A 14,524-nucleotide genomic window follows, 5' to 3' on the forward strand; every position below is an offset into this window, starting at 1 on the left:
GGGGAGTTGCCGATGCTGGCGATGGTCCTGCAGGAGATCGGCGGTCCCCTCGTGATGGAGGAGAGGCCCGATCCAATTCCCGGCCCCGGCGAGGTCCGCATCCGGGTTGAGGCCTGCGCGGTCTGCCGGACCGACCTCCACGTCATCGACGGCGAGCTTCAGCAGGCCGTCTACCCCATCGTGCCCGGCCACCAGGTCGTCGGCATCGTCGAGGCTATCGGCGAAGGCGTGACCGATCCGGCTCCGGGTCAACGCGTCGGGGTGCCCTGGCTCGGGCACGCCTGCGGCCACTGCCGCTACTGTAAAACCGACCGGGAGAACCTGTGCGATGCCCCCGGCTTCACCGGCTGCACCCGCGACGGCGGGTTCGCCACCCATCTCTTGGCCGAGGCCGCCTTCACCATCCCGCTCGACACAAGCCTGGACCCGGTCGCGACAGCGCCGCTCCTCTGCGCAGGGCTGATCGGCTGGCGCACGCTGCGGATGGCGGAGGACGCCGACACTGTGGGGCTCTACGGCTTCGGGGCGGCCGCGCACATCGTCGCCCAGGTCTGCCGGTGGCAGGGCCGCCGCGTGTTCGCGCTCACCCGACCCGGCGACCGGAAAGCCCAGGATTTCGCCCGCTCCCTTGGGGCGGAATGGGCCGGCGGGTCGGACGAGGCGCCGCCCGAGCCGCTGGACGGGGCCTTGATCTTCGCACCCGACGGCCGGCTGGTGCCGACCGCACTCGCGGAGTTGCGCAGGGGCGGATGCGTGGTCTGTGGCGGTGTCCACATGAGCGACATCCCGCGCTTCCCCTACGAACTGCTCTGGGAGGAGCGGTCGGTGCGCTCGGTGGCGAACCTCACCCGCGCGGATGCGCGCGGCTTCTTCGAGGTCGTGCCGCGGGCCGGCATCGTCACCCGCACGCGCACGTTCCCGCTCGTCCAGGCCAACGCGGCGATCGCCGCCCACCGGTCCGGCGCCCTCCAGGGCGCCGCCGTTCTCGTACCCTGAACCGGTCTCGTCCGCTGCATTTCAACTGCCCATCGAGTGCCCTTGCGATGGATCAAGGTCGTCCCCGCGAACCGGGGCCAGAGTACCTCCATCGCGCCGGCAGCCCGGCCAAGGGAGGTGGTCATGAAGATCTCCAACATCATGGTCTCGGTCGACCTCGGGCCCACGGCGGCGGACCGAGTCCAATTGGCGGCCGGCCTCGCCCAACAGTTCGGGTCCAAGCTGACCGGCGTCGCCGCACGTCCGGTCCTCGGCCCCATGCCGGTCGGCGACATGCTGGAGGTCGAGCGTGTCTGGGCCCTTGAGGAGCGCCTGACCGATGAGCAGCTCGCGGAGGCCAAAGCGCTTTTCGAGCGCGAGGCCGGGCAGGCGCCTAAGACGAGCTGGCGCTCCGCACCGACCGATCCGTTGGCTTTCCTCGGTGCGCAGGCGCGCACTGCCGACCTCGTGGTCGTCGGCCGGCAGGGACCTGCGGACGGTGATGCCGGTCCGATGGCGGTCTCCACCGGGGGGCTGCTGATGGAGGTGGGGCGTCCGGTGCTGGTGGTCCCGCCGGGCATCGAGAACCTCGCGGTCAAGCGGGTCGTGGTGGCTTGGAAGGATACGCCCGAGGCCCGTCGAGCCCTTCACGACGCTTTACCGTTCTTGAGACAGCCCGAGCAGGTTTGCGTGGTGGCCGTGGGACCGGACGCGCAGCACGTGGGCGCCGAGGGCGCGGCCGAGTACCTGTCCGGGCACGGAATCAAGGCCACGACCCACCTGCTGCGCAAGCCGGAGATCGGCCCCGCCGACGAAATCCTTCGGTTCGCCGGGCGGGAGGACGCGGACCTCATCGTGATGGGCGCCTACGGGCATAGCCGGCTGCGCGAGTGGGCCTTCGGCGGCGCCACCCGCGAAGTCCTGCAATCGACCCCCGTCTGCTGCCTGATGAGCCACTGATGCCCTCGGCGACCACCATCCACGCGGGCGCTCTGGTGCTGCTGTCCATCCTTATCGGCACCGGCTCCGCCCAGGCCTGGGACCGGCAGGTCAAGCAGGGCGAGTCCCTCGCCAGGACCAACTGTGCCCGCTGCCACGCCGTCGGGCGTGTCGGGGCGAGCCCGCTGCGCGCCGCGCCTCCCTTCCGCGAACTGCACAAGCGCTACCCGGTCGAGGATCTCGGCGAGGCGCTCACGGAAGGCATCCGCACCGGTCATCCGAGCATGCCCGAGTTCCGGTTCGACCCTGACCAGGCGCAGGACCTGATCGCCTACATGAAGTCGCTCGAACGCTGAGGAAGAGCCTCGATGTACCTCCGCTGTCTTCTCGTCCCCACAGCCCCAGGCATCGATGTCACCCACCGCCTGGACGCAGCCCTTCGCCTTGGGCGGCGCCTGCACGCGCACATTGCGGTCGCCTTCATGGCGCCGGACCCGGGTTATGTCATGGCCAGCATGGCCGGCATGGTCGGCATCGCCAGTTTGGCCAGCGTCATGCCGATGGACTGCGCGACCATCGAGGCCATCGAGCGGGGCGTGCGCGAGGCCGCGGCCGAAGGCAAGGCGGCCCTGGAAGCCTGGTGCGGACGCGAGGGCGTTCCGCTGGTCGCCAAGACCGAGCGCCTGGACGCCACTTTCGCGACCTGGACGGAGCTGTCGGGCGAGGTCGAGCCGCTCGTGACGCTGGCCGGGCGAGTGAACGACTTGATCATCGTCGACCGACCCGATCCGGCGCGCTCGTTCACCGGGAGGGCGCTCGACACGGCCCTGTTCTCGGTCGGACGACCGACGCTGATGGTTGGCGAGGTAGTCCCGTACGACCTCCTCGAACACGTCGTGATCGCCTGGAACGGCAGTCTCGAAGCGGCACGCCTGATCGGGCAATCCATCACGCTGCTGCACGAGGCCGCCCGCGTCACGGTCGTGCATGCGAGGACGGAACGCTTCGAGGAAACGCGGGCCGCGGACCTGTGCGCCTACCTGCGCTGGCACGGCATCGTGGCCGAGGCCGTCACCCTGCCGGTCGGGGATGGGATCTCGGTCGGCGCGGCCATCCTGGACGAGGCCGAGCGCCGGAACGCCTCCTTGCTGGCGATAGGTGCCTACACCCACAGCCGCGTGCGCGAGTTCCTGCTCGGTGGCGTCACCCGGCATGTGGTCGAGCACGCGCGCATCCCGGTACTCATGGCCCACTGACGTATCGCGCTTGCAGGACGGCCTTTCCGGGGTTGTCCCGTCGCGAGACCTCGGCGGCCCCGCTCTCAACGCATCGGGTCGTGGCAGTGCATGCGAGGAGGCGCCGTGCCGCAATCCAGGCTGCAAGTCTGGTGGGGCTTGCAGAACCACTGCAGGGCCCCGCTTCTCAGGCAGGACCCTGCGCAATGCCGATGGGGCGCGTTTGCAGGCTCGACGAACGTCCCTTTCGCATCAGGCGAGCCGGCCGTCGGTCGCGCCTGAGTTGGCGACGCGCTTACCACGACCGCGGCGAGAACCAAGACGGCTGCACATGACGTGGTGCTCCGCATGATGCCGGGCATCAATGGCTCATCAGGCAGCAGAGGGGGGCATAGGCCAGCAACTCCCGAGTGACGCCGCCGAACGCCCACTCGCGGAGGCGCCCGTGACCGTAGGCGCCCGCGACGATCAGGTCGGCCCCGTGCTCGGTGGCCGCTTCGACGAGTGCCTCGGAGGTCGAGGCACCCAGGGCATCGTGTCTGACGCGGATGGCTGAGACGCCGTGCGCCTGGAGGAGACGAAGGGTGTCCTGACCCTCGGAGCCGGCGCCATCGTCGACCGAGACGACGAGCACCTCGGACGCCCGCTTCAGGAACGGCAGCGCGTCCAGCACCGCGCGGCGCGCCTCGCGGGTGTTCTTCCAGCCGACCACGACGCGCTTGGCGTCGAGATGATCGACGCCCGGCGGCACCACCAATACCGGGCGCCCAAGATGCATGACCGCGTCGGCCGGATCGACCGCTAACAGCGAGGGCCCGGGGTCCGTCCCTCGGCCGACCACCACGAGGTCGGCGGCCGCCGCCTGGGCGACCAGGAACGCCAGCGGGAAATCCAGGTTGGAGCGCCACTCGACGCGGCTGCGTCCGCCGGCGGCTTCCTCGAAGGCCTCGTGGGCCACCCGGAGGTCGTTCAGGACCGCCTCCTGGATCGAGGGGATGCCGAACGACCCTCCCGGCGTCGGGCCGGCCGGAGCCCAGCTATAATCCGGCATCTCCGCCGCGACGCCGGTCAAACGGGCGTGGAAGTCGTCGGCAAGGTGCGCGGCCAGGCGCACGCGGCTTCGCGCCCCGTCCGTCAGGTCCACGGCGACCATGATGCTCGCGTAGGTCATGGAACGTCTCCGGGTCGGCAGGCGATGGAACGGGTGCGGGCGGCCCTTGCGGCCTCGCCCACTCCGATGGTTTCAGCCAAGCGTGAGGTGGTCCTTGACGGCGCGCACGCCCGGAGCCGACCACGCGGCGATCTCGGCGAGACGTCGCTCGTGCCAAGCGTTGACCCTGCCCTCCAGGACGACCCTGGCGTCCCTGACCGTCACCTTGATGGCGTCGGCCTCCAGTTCGGCGTTCCGCTTGAGCGCCGCCAAGATCTTCGCGCGAACGTCGGGCGCGCTTGCCTTCGGCGCCACCTCGATGTTGTTGATGATGCCGGTCACGCCGGCGAGCCGCTTGATCGACCGGTAGGCCTCTTCCTTCTGGTACTGCCAGTCGACCTTTCCGGAGAGCGTCACCCAGCCGGTCTGGACCTTCACCTGCACGGCATCCTTGGGCACCGTCGCGGACCAATCGAGCATCTGCACCGCGCGTTGCGCCAGGTCCTCGTCACGCGGCGGGGTCTCGCCGGCGAAGCGCACCGTGATCTTCTCGACGACGCCGCGGACGCCGCGCACCTTCTGCGCGGCCTTCTCTGCGGTCACACGTTCCGCATAGTTGGCGACGTGACCAGTCAGGGTGACGATGCCATTCTCTACGGCGACACCGATGTGGGCGGCGTCGATGCTGGGGTCGAAGTCGAGCTCGTCGATGACGTTCTGGCGGATCAGCTTGTCGCCCATCGTAAGTCTCCTCGATGAGGTCCAGGTCGCGCCTGGCCGAGCCCGAGGCTATGCGCGGCAGGCGGTCGGACATTGATCCAGCGCAAGCTCTTGCCCGGCCGTGATACGACCCAGCATCGGGCATGCCCGGGGGCAGCCCGGGACGGCGCAGCCGGCGGTCACGGCGGAGACCATGTCCCGGGCATCGAATAACCGGCCGAGCAGCGGCACGTCCGCGAAGGCCTTCGGGACCCGGGCGTTCCCGGCAATCAGGGCGAAGGGGATGCCCCTCCGGCGCAGGGCGCAGGCCAGCGGGAAGCACGGCCCCTCGTTCAGGTCGACGCTGACCACGGCGAAGTCCGGACGTTTCGTGTCGAGGCTTCCAATAGCATCGCCGCCGGTTCCGTAGGGGCCGCTCACCGCACAGCCGGCGTCCGCGAGGGAGTCCTCCAGCCACATGCCCGGCAGCGCCTGCGGCTCGGCGACCAGCACGACCGGCCGCCCCTCCGTTCCGTTCTCCATCGCCCGATTCCCATTTCCGGTTGCGATGGGGCGAGGATGGATCGGTCGGATCCGTCCGCTTTGCGCTGGGTCAAAGCAGCGTGACCGTGCCGAACATGGCCAGGACAGCGAGCAGCATACAGGCGGTAGCTGTCCATCCGAGCAGCCGCAGCGGCCCACGCACGGCGAAGGTGCCCATGATGTCGGAGCGGGACGCGGCCAGCATCATCACGGCCATGACAGGCACCGCGATGATGCCGTTGACCACCGCGCTCCAGTAGAGCGCCCGGATCGGATCGACAGCGCCCAGGCTGATGACCATGCCCACCAGGGTGGCGAGCGCCACCGTCCCGTAGAAGGCGCGTGCCTCAAGGATGCGTCGGCCGAAGCCCACCGGCCAGCGCCGCGCTTCCCCGACCGCGTAGGCCGCCGAGCCCGCAAGCACCGGAACCGCCAGAAGTCCGGTCCCGACGATGCCGAGCGCGAAGACCGTCGCGGACAACGGGCCGGCCAGCGGGCGGAGCGCCTCCGCGGCCTGGGCCGAGGTCTGAATGTCGATGATGCCGCGCGGGTGCAGCACGGCGGCGGTGGTGACCATGATGGCGAGCGCCACGAGGTTCGAGAAGGCCATGCCGACGAGCGTGTCGACCCCGATGCGGCGGAGCGCGGCGCCACCCTGCTCGGGTGCGTGCAGGAGGTCGCGCCGGCGCGGGAAGGCGTTCAGGTCCTCGGCTTCCTCCGCAGCCTGCCAGAAGAACAGGTATGGGCTGATCGTGGTCCCGAACAGGGCCACGAGAGTAGTCAGGCCGGTGCCGCTGAAGTCGACCCTTGGTACCGCCAGGGCCAAGCCGAGATCCCACCAAGAGACGCGGGCAAAGATCACCACGCCGAGATAGGCGAACAGGCTGAGCGTCAGCCATTTCAGGATGGCGACGTAGCGCGTGTACTGCAGGACGAGTTGCATGAAGGCGCAGACGGCGGCGAAGAGCACGACGTAGAGCCAGCGTGGCCCCGGGAGGAGCAGGTCGAGCGCGTCCGCCATTGCGCCGAGATCGGCCCCCAGATTCAGGACGTTGGCGGTGAGCAGGAGGAACACCACGGCCTGGAGCAGGCTGTCCGGGTAGTGCTCGCGCAGCACGCCGGCGATGCCATGGCCGGTGGTCCGCCCGATCCGGGCGGAGACCATCTGCACCGCCGCCATCAACGGCAGGGTGTAGATCATGGTCCAGCACAGGCCGTAGCCGAGCTGCGCCCCGGCCTGGCCGTAGGTGGCGATGCCGCTGGGATCGTCGTCGGAGGCGCCGGTGATCAGGCCGGGCCCGAGCACCCGCAGTAGGCGCGGCTTCGAGGGACCGACGGCGGTGCACGCCACCTCCGGATCATCGACCTCCCTGGCCGCGGCACGTGACGAGTTGCTCATGCCGCCGGCTTCACGCCGGCTTCTTCGCCCCGCAGGGCGCGCGCGACCCTCAGGGCCGCGTCCAGGTCGTTGCGATCCGTCCCGTAGCGCCGCCATAGACCGTCCAACTATTCCGGCCGTCCGGCCTCGGCGTCCGGGATCTCGGAGAACGGAATGTGGTACATGCCGTCGAGCGCCTCGATGCCGTAGCCAGTGACGGCCCATTGCCGCCCTTCCCAGCGCACGGGTTCGGTGAGTCCGTGGCTCATTTCCGCCTCCTCACGCCGCCTGCCCGTCGAGCTCGGCCACCTCGCAGGTGTCGGCCCGCATGCGCCAGTCGACGATACCCGCCGTCTGACAGTACAGCGCCTGGGCCGCGCAGGCGGCGGCAGCCTCCGAGTGGGCGGAGACGACGGTCTGCCGCTGGATGGCGGTGTGTTCGTGGCCGATGTCGTCCGGCACGACCTTGTGGAAGGTGACCAGGTACTTGTGCATGGCGCGCCTCGTATTGCGATATTGCGGAGACGGTGGGCGCCCGCGGGAGCGGCGGCCTTGATCCAGCGCAAGGCTCGACAAGCGATCAGGCCCCTGGTGCCGGCGGGAAGAGGCGTTCCCGACCCGGTTCGGGCCCGTTGTCGTGGCCTGTCCGCGCGGTTCGATGCGCGTGCGCCTTGCCGTGCAGCGGCCAGTATCGCTCCATCGCCAGGTAGGTGAACGACGCGGACCAGCCGATCAGGAGCAGGCCGTTGAGCGCCTCGACGCCGGCGAGCAGCCGGGTATGGGAGGTCGGGAAGTGGTCGCCGAAGCCGAGCGAGGTGTAAGCCACCACCGAGAAGTACAGGCAGTCCTCGAAGGACGTGACCGGCGCGCCCGCGAAGGCGCCGACGCCGAGGCGGAGCACGAGAAGCCAGTAGGCGCCGGCGTAGATCCAGACCGCGACGGTGTGCCCGACGAAGGTCATCAGCACCACGGCGAGGATCCGGGCGCGGGGCGGGACCGGCAGCTCGGACAGGTGCTCCGAGGTCAGCCGCAATGTCTCGTAGAGCACCAGGATCGTGGTCGTGACGAGGACGACGCTGGCCGTCATGGCGAGGAGCATGCGCGGCCCCGGGTGAGCGTGGCGGCCCGAGCCTGCCTGATAAGGCGAGCGCGTCCTTGGCCTAGCGCTAATGGGCAGGGGTTGAGGCGCCTTTGACCGAGATCAACGCCGTCCCTCACGGAACGGCATTTCCTCACCGGAGCGCCGCGAACCAGGCGCCGGGATCTCGGAGGTGACCATGGCCGACGTGCATGTTGCCGAGGAGCTCTGGTCAACGGGGATGCAGCCCGAAGGCATTCTGGAGCGGTGGTTCGTGGCGGACGGGGCGCTTGTGCGGGCCGGAGAGGCCGTGGCGGCCGTGCGCATCGGCGAGGCCTTGCACGACATCGCCTCGCCGACCAGCGGCCGCCTCACGGTCCTGGCGCCCGTCAACGAGGTCATCGACCCCGGCTGCATCATCGCCGAGGTCCACGCGTGACATCCGGGAGGCAGACCATGTCTCAACTCGACGCGGCCACGTCATCACCGACTTGGCGGACGCAAGAGATCCTGATCGGCGGCCTTCAGCACGCCGCCGGCGTCACGCTGGTGCTGACGGCGTGGGTGCTGGTGTTCACCGATCATGCCCGCGCGGCCGGGTCCGCGCTCGTGCCGGGCTTGCTCATCGTCACGCTCTACGGCGCCAATCAGATCCGCTTCCGGGCGGTGCTCGAAAAAGCTGTGCTGATCGTCGGGGCCTGGACGCTCGTCGCGCCCTGGGCGCTCGGGTTCGTGGCGAACGACGGCGCGACCTGGGCGCACGTCTCGCTCGGTGGCGTGGCCATCGCGACCGCCGTTGCACTGCCCCGCATCGCGAGGCGGCCATGACGCTTCAGCCGGCCGCCACCCGCGCGGCCGTTCTGGCCGCCCTCCTGGCGGCTTGCATCGGCGCTTCGGTCGCCGGTCCCGAGGATGACCATCGCGTCCGTGGGCGGGCCATCGCCGCGCAGCTCTGCAGCGAGTGCCACGTCATCGGCCGCGCCTCGCAGTCCGGCGCGTTCGCTGGCCCGGCCTTTCTGCGGGTCGCCAACATGCCGTCGACGACCGGTCCGGCGCTCGCGGTGTTCCTGCAGAGCCATCACCAGCGGATGCCGAGCCTGCGACTCGACCGGGACGAGATGGACGCGGTCATCGACTACATCCTCAGCCTCAAGGCCCGAACGGCCGCGACGCCTCCGGGCATCACCTCGGAGGATTGAGGGTGACGCTGCCGCATCCCGTGCTGCTGGCCGATATCGGCGGCACCTACGCCCGCTTCACAATCCTTCCGGAGCCAGGAGGACGTCCAGGCCCGATCCGGAAGGTGCCGACGGCCGGCTTCCCCGGCCCGGTCGACGCCATTCGGGCCTATGTCGACCGACAGGACGCGGTCCGGCCGCGCTCGGCCTTCCTCGCCGTCGCGGGGCGGATTACGCCTGGCATCACGCGTCTGACCAACGCGCCGTGGCAATTCGACCCTGGCGGGATCGGCGAGGCGTTCGGCTTGGAAGCGGTGCGGCTGGTCAACGATTACGTGCCGCTCGCCGCCGCCGTCACCGTCCTCGACCCGGACGACCCGGCCGAATTGGCGCGGATCGGGCCGGCTGTCGAAGGGGTCGGGCCACGGCTCGTCCTGGGGCCGGGCACGGGCCTGGGCGCGGCCGTCCTGATCCCGGCGGGCGACCGCCTCCTGATTCAGACGACCGAGGCCGGGCACATCGGGTTCGGCCCCTGCGAGCCCGACGACAAGATGCCCTGGTCGGCCCTGATGGCCGCCGAGGGCAGGCTCACGGCCGAGACCCTTCTGTCGGGTCCGGGTCTCGTCAGGCTCGTGCGGGCCCTCGCGGCGACGCGCGGTGCCGCCGTCGGCTGGAGCTCGCCGCCCGAGGTCCTCGAAGGCGCGAGGTCGGACCCGGTCGCTAGGGAAGCGGTCCATCAGTTCGCCCGCCTCCTCGGCAGGTTCGCGGGCGACATGGCGCTGGTGTTCTCGGCCACGGGCGGCGTCTCCCTCGCCGGCGGGATCGCGCCACGCATCGTCGACGTCCTGCGGGGCGAACCGTTCAGTCAGGCCTTCGAGGACAAGGCCCCGTTCCGCGACGCGATGCTGGCGCTCCCACGCGCCGTGATCCTGCATCCGGAGCCGGCCATCGACGGTCTCGCGGCGCTCTTGGCCGACGAGGACCGCTTCCTGTTCCCGGCCCAGGACTGGCGGGCTTGAGCCAGGTCAAGGCCGGTCAGTCCATGCCCCCGCACGGTGACGGCCGGAGATTCGATCCGAGGAGGTCACCATGTCCTATGCCAGCATCATGGTCGCGGCCGATGACGGGCGTCACGCGCCGGCGCGGGTGCGTCTCGCCGCGGAACTGGCGCATCGTCTCGGCGCGCGTCTCGTCGGCGCCGCCGCCTGCCTACCGGACTATCCTCGGGGCTATGGCGAGACCGCCGTGCCCATGGGCATGGTCATCGAGGAGATCCGCCAGGCAGCGTTGGGTCGTCTCGCGGGCGTCGAGCAGGTTTTTCGCCATGCCTCCTGCCTGAACGACCGCGTCGAGTGGCGCTCGGACCTCGCGCCACCAGCCTCGTTTTTCGAAAGCCAGTCGCGGGCGGCGGACCTCGTCGTGGTCGGGCGCTACGCGGATGACGAGGGTGTGACGGTCGGCATGGCCGTCGATGCCGGCGACGTCCTGATGCGGTTGGGGAAGCCCGTCCTGGTAGTCCCGGCCGGCGTCGAGCACCTGGAGGCCAGGCGCGTGCTGGTCGGCTGGAAGAACACCCCGCAAACGCGACGGGGCGTGTCTGACGCCCTGCCCATGCTCAGGCGTGCGGAGGCGGTGCAGGTGTTCCGCGTCTCGGACGGCGACGACCGGGCCGAGGTCGAGGACGTAGCCCGCTACTTGGCGCTGCACGACGTAAACGCGACCGCGCATCTGGCCAAGCCATCGGGCTGGACCGTCGCCGACGACGTCCGGAAGGCGACGCGCGATTTCGACGCCGACCTGATCGTGACAGGCGCCTACGGCTACAGCCGCCTGCGCGAGTGGTTCTTCGGCGGGGTCACGCGGGACCTGCTGGCGCAGGCGTCCGTCTGCTGCCTGCTGTCCCACTGATCGGAGGGCGTTTCGATGGCCAACCCAGGCAATCTTGACCGGGGCGAACCGGGCTTCTCGCCGCCTTCGCCCACGCGTCCCACGGACCAGGGTCAAGACCCCCTACCCGACCCGGTCGGGGTGCCCATGCTCGGACAGGACGACATGCCGCCGATGAACGAGCCCCCGGGGCGGCCGGGAGGCATGCGACAGATTGAGGCCGTTCACGAACGGAGGATGTCTGGTTCATCGTAGCCTCAGGAGCGTAGATGAAGCAGACATCCGGGCCGGCTCGGAAGCCGGCAGAGACCGTTCGGAGGCGAGCGTCTACCGCCTGCTCAAGGCCCAGGACCTGATCACCAGCCCGGCCGACATCGTGATCAAAGCCGCCGACGAGTTCCGGGACAAGACCACCGCGTCCACTCAACTCCGGCAGACTGACTTCACCTATCTGAAGGTGATCGGCTGAGGCTGGTACGACCTCTCGACCGTGCTGGATGACTTCTCGCGCTACATCGTGGCGTGGAAGCTGTGCGCGACGATGCAGGCCAGCGAGGTCACCGCCACGCTCGACCGCGCGCTGGCAGACGCCGGGCTCGACCACGTGCACGTGGTCAGCGGCCTCGGCGGCTCTCCGACAACGGGCCGAGCTACGTCGCGGGGGATCTCGCCGACTGGCTCGGCAGCCGGGGCATGACCCACATCCGCGGTGCGCCCCGCCATCCTCAGACGCAGGGTCAGATCGAGCCTTGGCACCCGACGCTCAAGAACCGCATCCGGCTCGAACACGCCGACCTGCCCGGCGAGCTGGAGGCGCGGGTTGCCGCCTTCGTCGAGCCTTACAACCAAGCTCGGGTTCACGAGAGCCTGGGCGACCTCACTCCCGTCGACGTCTACTTCGGCCGCGGCGAGGCCATCCTGCAGGAGCGGGCGCGGATCAAGCGCCAGACCCTTATGAACCGCCGCTTGCGCCACCACGCGCAGGCTGCCTAACCTCTCAACCCAGGTGGACCAAAGCCTCCCTTCCTGAGCGTCCCAAATCGTCTCAAATCATCTGACGACGGACAGGCCAAGCTCGGCATCCCCTATGCGACGCGCGATCTGCCGGTCGGCAGCCCGGTGCGGATCGAGATCGGCGAGGCGAGTCTCGCCTCCTTCGACGGGACCGGGCTCGACAAGGCGACGCTCGGGGCACGGACAGCCGAGTTCGGCAAAGCCCTGTCGAGCGCCGTCGCGGCCGCGGGCTACCCGGCCAGGGCCGATCCGGCCAAGACGAACCTGCCGGCGCTGATCGCGCTCCTCAGCCTCCTCAACGTGTTCGTGGCCCTGGCCTCGGCCCCGCTCGCGGCCTGGATGATCGAGCTGTTTCCGACGCGCATCCGAACCACGGCGCTGTCCGTGCCCTACGCCGTCGGCGGCTGGTTCGGCGGATTCCTGCCGGCCATCGCCTTCTCGGCCTTCACGGCGACGGGGAACATCTATGCCGGCCTCTGGTACGCGCTGACCGTCCTCGCCGTCGCCTTCCTCGTCGCGGCGCTGTGCCTGCACGAGACGCGGGGCCGTGCCCTCGACGCCATCGCCTGACGGATCGCCCACGCCATGTCCGACACCGCGCCCGACACCGCGCCCGACGCCGCGTCCGGCCCCCCGCGGATCGCCATCGCCCTGGTCCGGCAGCTCGATGCCGCCGCGGCCCTGGTGTTCGAGGCCTGCACCGACCCGCGCCGCCTCGCCCGCTGGCTCACGCCGGGGGCCGGCGAGGTCCGCGACGCGAGCTGCGACCTGCGGGTCGGCGGCCGCTTCAGCCTCGAAGGCTGCAATCCGGACGGGCGCACCTACGCGGTGTCCGGCGAGTACCTGGAGATCGTGCCGCCGCGGCGCCTCGCGATGACGTGGCACTTCGCCGGCGACGGACCGCTCGCCGGACCGCCGTCGCGCGTCGAGATCGACCTGCGTCCCCTCGGGGTCGACGAGACCGAGCTGACGCTCTCTCATACGCGGCTCGACCGGCAGGACACCGCCGACCGGTACAGGGCGGCCTGGGCGATCTGCCTCGAACGCCTGCGCTGGAGCACCGCGCCGAAACCCGACGCGGCCGTGTTCGCGCCGCCTCTGGGCGCGATCAGCAACCTCTACGGTCCCCGTCACCGGGTCTTCCAAGAGGCGTTCGAGACGGGCAACCTCGCGAACCGGCTGCGCAGCCTGTCGGTCACGAGCGAACTCACCGCGACCCAGCAGGCCTTCATCGCGCGCCAGGATCTGGTCTTCATCACCTCCGTCGACCATCGGGGATTTCCGACCTGCTCGTACAAGGGCGGTGCGCGGGGCTTCGTGCGCGTGGCGGGCCCGCGCGTCATCGAGCTGCCGAGCTACGACGGCAACGGCATGTACCTCACGGCCGGGAATCTCGCGGCCAACCCGAAGCTCGGCCTGCTGTTCATCGACTTCGAGACGCCGCACCGCCTGCGCCTCCACGGCACGGCGCGGATCGCCAGCGACGCGAGGGACCTGGAACGTCATCCTGGCGCCGAGCTGGTGCTCAAGATCGACATCGCCGAGGTGTTCGTGAACTGCCCGCGCTACATCCACCGGTACCGTCGGGAGGCTACGTCAGGCTTCGTGCCGGGGCGGGCACGAGCGGGCGAGCTCCCGGCCTGGAAGAGGATCGATCTGTTTGCGGATGTCCTGCCTGACCGCGATCGGCGAGCGATCGACCCGCGCGACACCGGGACAATGACTCTGGCCGATTACCGCCTGCTGTTGGAGCGTGGGGAAACCTGACCCTGTACGGCCGCGGCTCGCTTACGGGCCGGAACGTCTCGACCGTCTGCGACGGGTCGCCAGCCCATCCTCTCGATCGGTCCCGTCCGGAGCTCGCTCGTCAGCCCTGACCCATCGATCCGCAGGATGCGCGATCTGCTGGATCAGCCTCCGACAAGGCGTGAGGCGCCCACGGCCTTACCAAGTTTCCGGTTCGCGCCCTCGTCACTGGCGGCGCTCCGAGAGAGCCACCGCCCGTCACGCCACGACCCGGGTCTCAACTGCACGGCAGCGGCGACGGGCGAAAGATCCGAGCCTCACCACGCCTGCTCGAGGACGAAGCGTCCGTGATCCTGCTCGCGCCGGGATGGCTCCTGATCGTTCCGACGATCATCGATGCTGACGATCACGGTCCCCCGGCGATCTTTGCCAATCCAGAGCTTCCCCGAGGGGCCTCGGAAGCCCGCATAACCGTTCGCACAAGAGACGGTCCCTGCACTCTCCGTACACAGCTGGGCTACGGCGGCCGGTCCCGCCGAAAACAGCGAGGGGGCGAAGGCGACGGCGGACCCCGCAGAGAGCAACACGGAGGCGAGGCCAATGGCGGATGTGGCGCGCATAGCCGCAGATTATGCAGCCTGTGGTTGAGTATCAAGACAACTACGCAACCTGACCCCGGAGCTTCCCAGGACATCGAACGGC

18 protein-coding genes and 2 pseudogenes are annotated in these 14,524 nt (G+C 69.9%); 12 read left to right on the forward strand and 8 right to left on the reverse strand.

Features of this window, described 5'->3' with window-relative positions:
• Positions 1-12: 12 nt before the first annotated feature.
• The 4 genes from BM314_RS25260 to BM314_RS25275 all read left to right on the forward strand — a co-directional run bounded on the left by BM314_RS25260 (position 13) and on the right by BM314_RS25275 (position 3,170).
• Positions 13-996, forward strand: coding sequence for a zinc-dependent alcohol dehydrogenase family protein (locus tag BM314_RS25260; protein ID WP_091981021.1), 984 nt, complete (start codon positions 13-15; stop codon positions 994-996).
• A 123-nt stretch (positions 997-1,119) separates the two neighbouring features.
• The gene (locus tag BM314_RS25265) at positions 1,120-1,935 is read left to right on the forward strand and encodes a universal stress protein (RefSeq protein WP_091981023.1); all 816 of its coding nucleotides are present in this window, start codon (positions 1,120-1,122) and stop codon (positions 1,933-1,935) included.
• Complete coding sequence (locus BM314_RS25270) at positions 1,935-2,270, forward strand: c-type cytochrome (protein ID WP_091981025.1); 336 nt, start codon at positions 1,935-1,937, stop codon at positions 2,268-2,270. The genes BM314_RS25265 and BM314_RS25270 overlap by 1 nt, the downstream gene beginning before the upstream one ends.
• 12 nt (positions 2,271-2,282) lie before the next feature.
• Positions 2,283-3,170, forward strand: a complete 888-nt coding sequence (locus BM314_RS25275; protein WP_091981027.1) for a universal stress protein — start codon at positions 2,283-2,285, stop codon at positions 3,168-3,170.
• 65 nt (positions 3,171-3,235) lie between these two features.
• Here BM314_RS25275 and BM314_RS31070 read toward each other — a convergent pair whose 3' ends face one another.
• The 8 genes and pseudogenes from BM314_RS31070 to BM314_RS25315 form a co-directional block, all read right to left on the reverse strand.
• On the reverse strand, positions 3,236-3,499 hold the full coding sequence (locus tag BM314_RS31070; protein ID WP_091981104.1) for a hypothetical protein: 264 nt from the start codon (positions 3,497-3,499) through the stop codon (positions 3,236-3,238).
• Between the two features lie 11 nt (positions 3,500-3,510).
• A complete protein-coding gene (locus tag BM314_RS25285; protein WP_091981029.1) occupies positions 3,511-4,320 on the reverse strand; it encodes a universal stress protein in 810 nt (269 codons plus the stop codon).
• 72 nt (positions 4,321-4,392) lie between these two features.
• Complete coding sequence (locus BM314_RS25290) at positions 4,393-5,040, reverse strand: BON domain-containing protein (protein ID WP_091981031.1); 648 nt, start codon at positions 5,038-5,040, stop codon at positions 4,393-4,395.
• Between the two features lie 48 nt (positions 5,041-5,088).
• The gene (locus BM314_RS25295) at positions 5,089-5,541 is read right to left on the reverse strand and encodes a response regulator (RefSeq protein ID WP_091927965.1); all 453 of its coding nucleotides are present in this window, start codon (positions 5,539-5,541) and stop codon (positions 5,089-5,091) included.
• Between the two features lie 70 nt (positions 5,542-5,611).
• Positions 5,612-6,940: an NRAMP family divalent metal transporter gene (locus tag BM314_RS25300; RefSeq protein WP_091981033.1), complete on the reverse strand. Its 1,329-nt coding sequence runs from the start codon at positions 6,938-6,940 to the stop codon at positions 5,612-5,614.
• A pseudogene (locus tag BM314_RS25305) lies at positions 6,937-7,188 on the reverse strand (hypothetical protein). Before BM314_RS25305 ends, BM314_RS25300 begins: the two are co-directional and overlap by 4 nt.
• 10 nt (positions 7,189-7,198) lie before the next feature.
• Positions 7,199-7,414, reverse strand: coding sequence for a hypothetical protein (locus BM314_RS25310; protein WP_091981035.1), 216 nt, complete (start codon positions 7,412-7,414; stop codon positions 7,199-7,201).
• An 85-nt stretch (positions 7,415-7,499) separates the two neighbouring features.
• Positions 7,500-8,018, reverse strand: coding sequence for a potassium channel family protein (locus BM314_RS25315; protein WP_091981038.1), 519 nt, complete (start codon positions 8,016-8,018; stop codon positions 7,500-7,502).
• 178 nt (positions 8,019-8,196) lie between these two features.
• Here BM314_RS25315 and BM314_RS25320 point away from each other — a divergent pair, with 178 nt between their 5' ends.
• From BM314_RS25320 to BM314_RS25360, 8 genes and pseudogenes are all read left to right on the forward strand, one after another.
• Positions 8,197-8,436 carry a biotin/lipoyl-containing protein gene (locus BM314_RS25320; RefSeq protein WP_091928003.1) on the forward strand — a complete coding sequence of 80 codons (240 nt, stop codon included), beginning with the start codon at positions 8,197-8,199 and terminating at the stop codon, positions 8,434-8,436.
• A gap of 17 nt (positions 8,437-8,453) precedes the next feature.
• Positions 8,454-8,825 (forward strand): SPW repeat protein, encoded by a 372-nt coding sequence (locus tag BM314_RS25325; protein ID WP_091981041.1) that lies wholly within the window; start codon positions 8,454-8,456, stop codon positions 8,823-8,825.
• Complete coding sequence (locus BM314_RS25330; RefSeq protein WP_091981043.1) at positions 8,822-9,196, forward strand: c-type cytochrome; 375 nt, start codon at positions 8,822-8,824, stop codon at positions 9,194-9,196. The genes BM314_RS25325 and BM314_RS25330 overlap by 4 nt, the downstream gene beginning before the upstream one ends.
• Positions 9,197-9,198: 2 nt before the next feature.
• Positions 9,199-10,194: a glucokinase gene (locus BM314_RS25335; RefSeq protein WP_091981045.1), complete on the forward strand. Its 996-nt coding sequence runs from the start codon at positions 9,199-9,201 to the stop codon at positions 10,192-10,194.
• Between the two features lie 70 nt (positions 10,195-10,264).
• A complete protein-coding gene (locus BM314_RS25340; protein ID WP_091981047.1) occupies positions 10,265-11,083 on the forward strand; it encodes a universal stress protein in 819 nt (272 codons plus the stop codon).
• 292 nt (positions 11,084-11,375) lie between these two features.
• A pseudogene (locus BM314_RS25350) lies at positions 11,376-12,055 on the forward strand (DDE-type integrase/transposase/recombinase); the annotation flags it as partial.
• 126 nt (positions 12,056-12,181) lie between these two features.
• Positions 12,182-12,646 (forward strand): MFS transporter, encoded by a 465-nt coding sequence (locus BM314_RS25355; protein ID WP_244540033.1) that lies wholly within the window; start codon positions 12,182-12,184, stop codon positions 12,644-12,646.
• A 15-nt stretch (positions 12,647-12,661) separates the two neighbouring features.
• Positions 12,662-13,843 carry an SRPBCC domain-containing protein gene (locus tag BM314_RS25360; protein WP_091981051.1) on the forward strand — a complete coding sequence of 394 codons (1,182 nt, stop codon included), beginning with the start codon at positions 12,662-12,664 and terminating at the stop codon, positions 13,841-13,843.
• Positions 13,844-14,524 lie beyond the last annotated feature (681 nt).

Origin of the sequence: Methylobacterium sp. 13MFTsu3.1M2 (assembly GCF_900112625.1) — a bacterium.
Lineage (GTDB): Bacteria > Pseudomonadota > Alphaproteobacteria > Rhizobiales > Beijerinckiaceae > Methylobacterium.

Bases quoted from the DNA above. Each gene is read 5' to 3' on its own strand.
- BM314_RS25285 (WP_091981029.1), bottom strand. From the start codon at position 4,320: ATGACCTACGCGAGCATCATGGTCGCCGTGGACCTGACGGACGGGGCG.
- BM314_RS25320 (WP_091928003.1), top strand. From the start codon at position 8,197: ATGGCCGACGTGCATGTTGCCGAGGAGCTCTGGTCAACGGGGATGCAG.
- BM314_RS25275 (WP_091981027.1), top strand. From the start codon at position 2,283: ATGTACCTCCGCTGTCTTCTCGTCCCCACAGCCCCAGGCATCGATGTC.
- BM314_RS25290 (WP_091981031.1), bottom strand. From the start codon at position 5,040: ATGGGCGACAAGCTGATCCGCCAGAACGTCATCGACGAGCTCGACTTC.
- BM314_RS25315 (WP_091981038.1), bottom strand. From the start codon at position 8,018: ATGCTCCTCGCCATGACGGCCAGCGTCGTCCTCGTCACGACCACGATC.
- BM314_RS25310 (WP_091981035.1), bottom strand. From the start codon at position 7,414: ATGCACAAGTACCTGGTCACCTTCCACAAGGTCGTGCCGGACGACATC.
- BM314_RS25300 (WP_091981033.1), bottom strand. From the start codon at position 6,940: ATGAGCAACTCGTCACGTGCCGCGGCCAGGGAGGTCGATGATCCGGAG.
- BM314_RS25330 (WP_091981043.1), top strand. From the start codon at position 8,822: ATGACGCTTCAGCCGGCCGCCACCCGCGCGGCCGTTCTGGCCGCCCTC.
- BM314_RS25360 (WP_091981051.1), top strand. From the start codon at position 12,662: ATGTCCGACACCGCGCCCGACACCGCGCCCGACGCCGCGTCCGGCCCC.
- BM314_RS25270 (WP_091981025.1), top strand. From the start codon at position 1,935: ATGCCCTCGGCGACCACCATCCACGCGGGCGCTCTGGTGCTGCTGTCC.
- BM314_RS25325 (WP_091981041.1), top strand. From the start codon at position 8,454: ATGTCTCAACTCGACGCGGCCACGTCATCACCGACTTGGCGGACGCAA.
- BM314_RS25340 (WP_091981047.1), top strand. From the start codon at position 10,265: ATGTCCTATGCCAGCATCATGGTCGCGGCCGATGACGGGCGTCACGCG.
- BM314_RS31070 (WP_091981104.1), bottom strand. From the start codon at position 3,499: ATGCGGAGCACCACGTCATGTGCAGCCGTCTTGGTTCTCGCCGCGGTC.
- BM314_RS25295 (WP_091927965.1), bottom strand. From the start codon at position 5,541: ATGGAGAACGGAACGGAGGGGCGGCCGGTCGTGCTGGTCGCCGAGCCG.
- BM314_RS25265 (WP_091981023.1), top strand. From the start codon at position 1,120: ATGAAGATCTCCAACATCATGGTCTCGGTCGACCTCGGGCCCACGGCG.
- BM314_RS25260 (WP_091981021.1), top strand. From the start codon at position 13: ATGCTGGCGATGGTCCTGCAGGAGATCGGCGGTCCCCTCGTGATGGAG.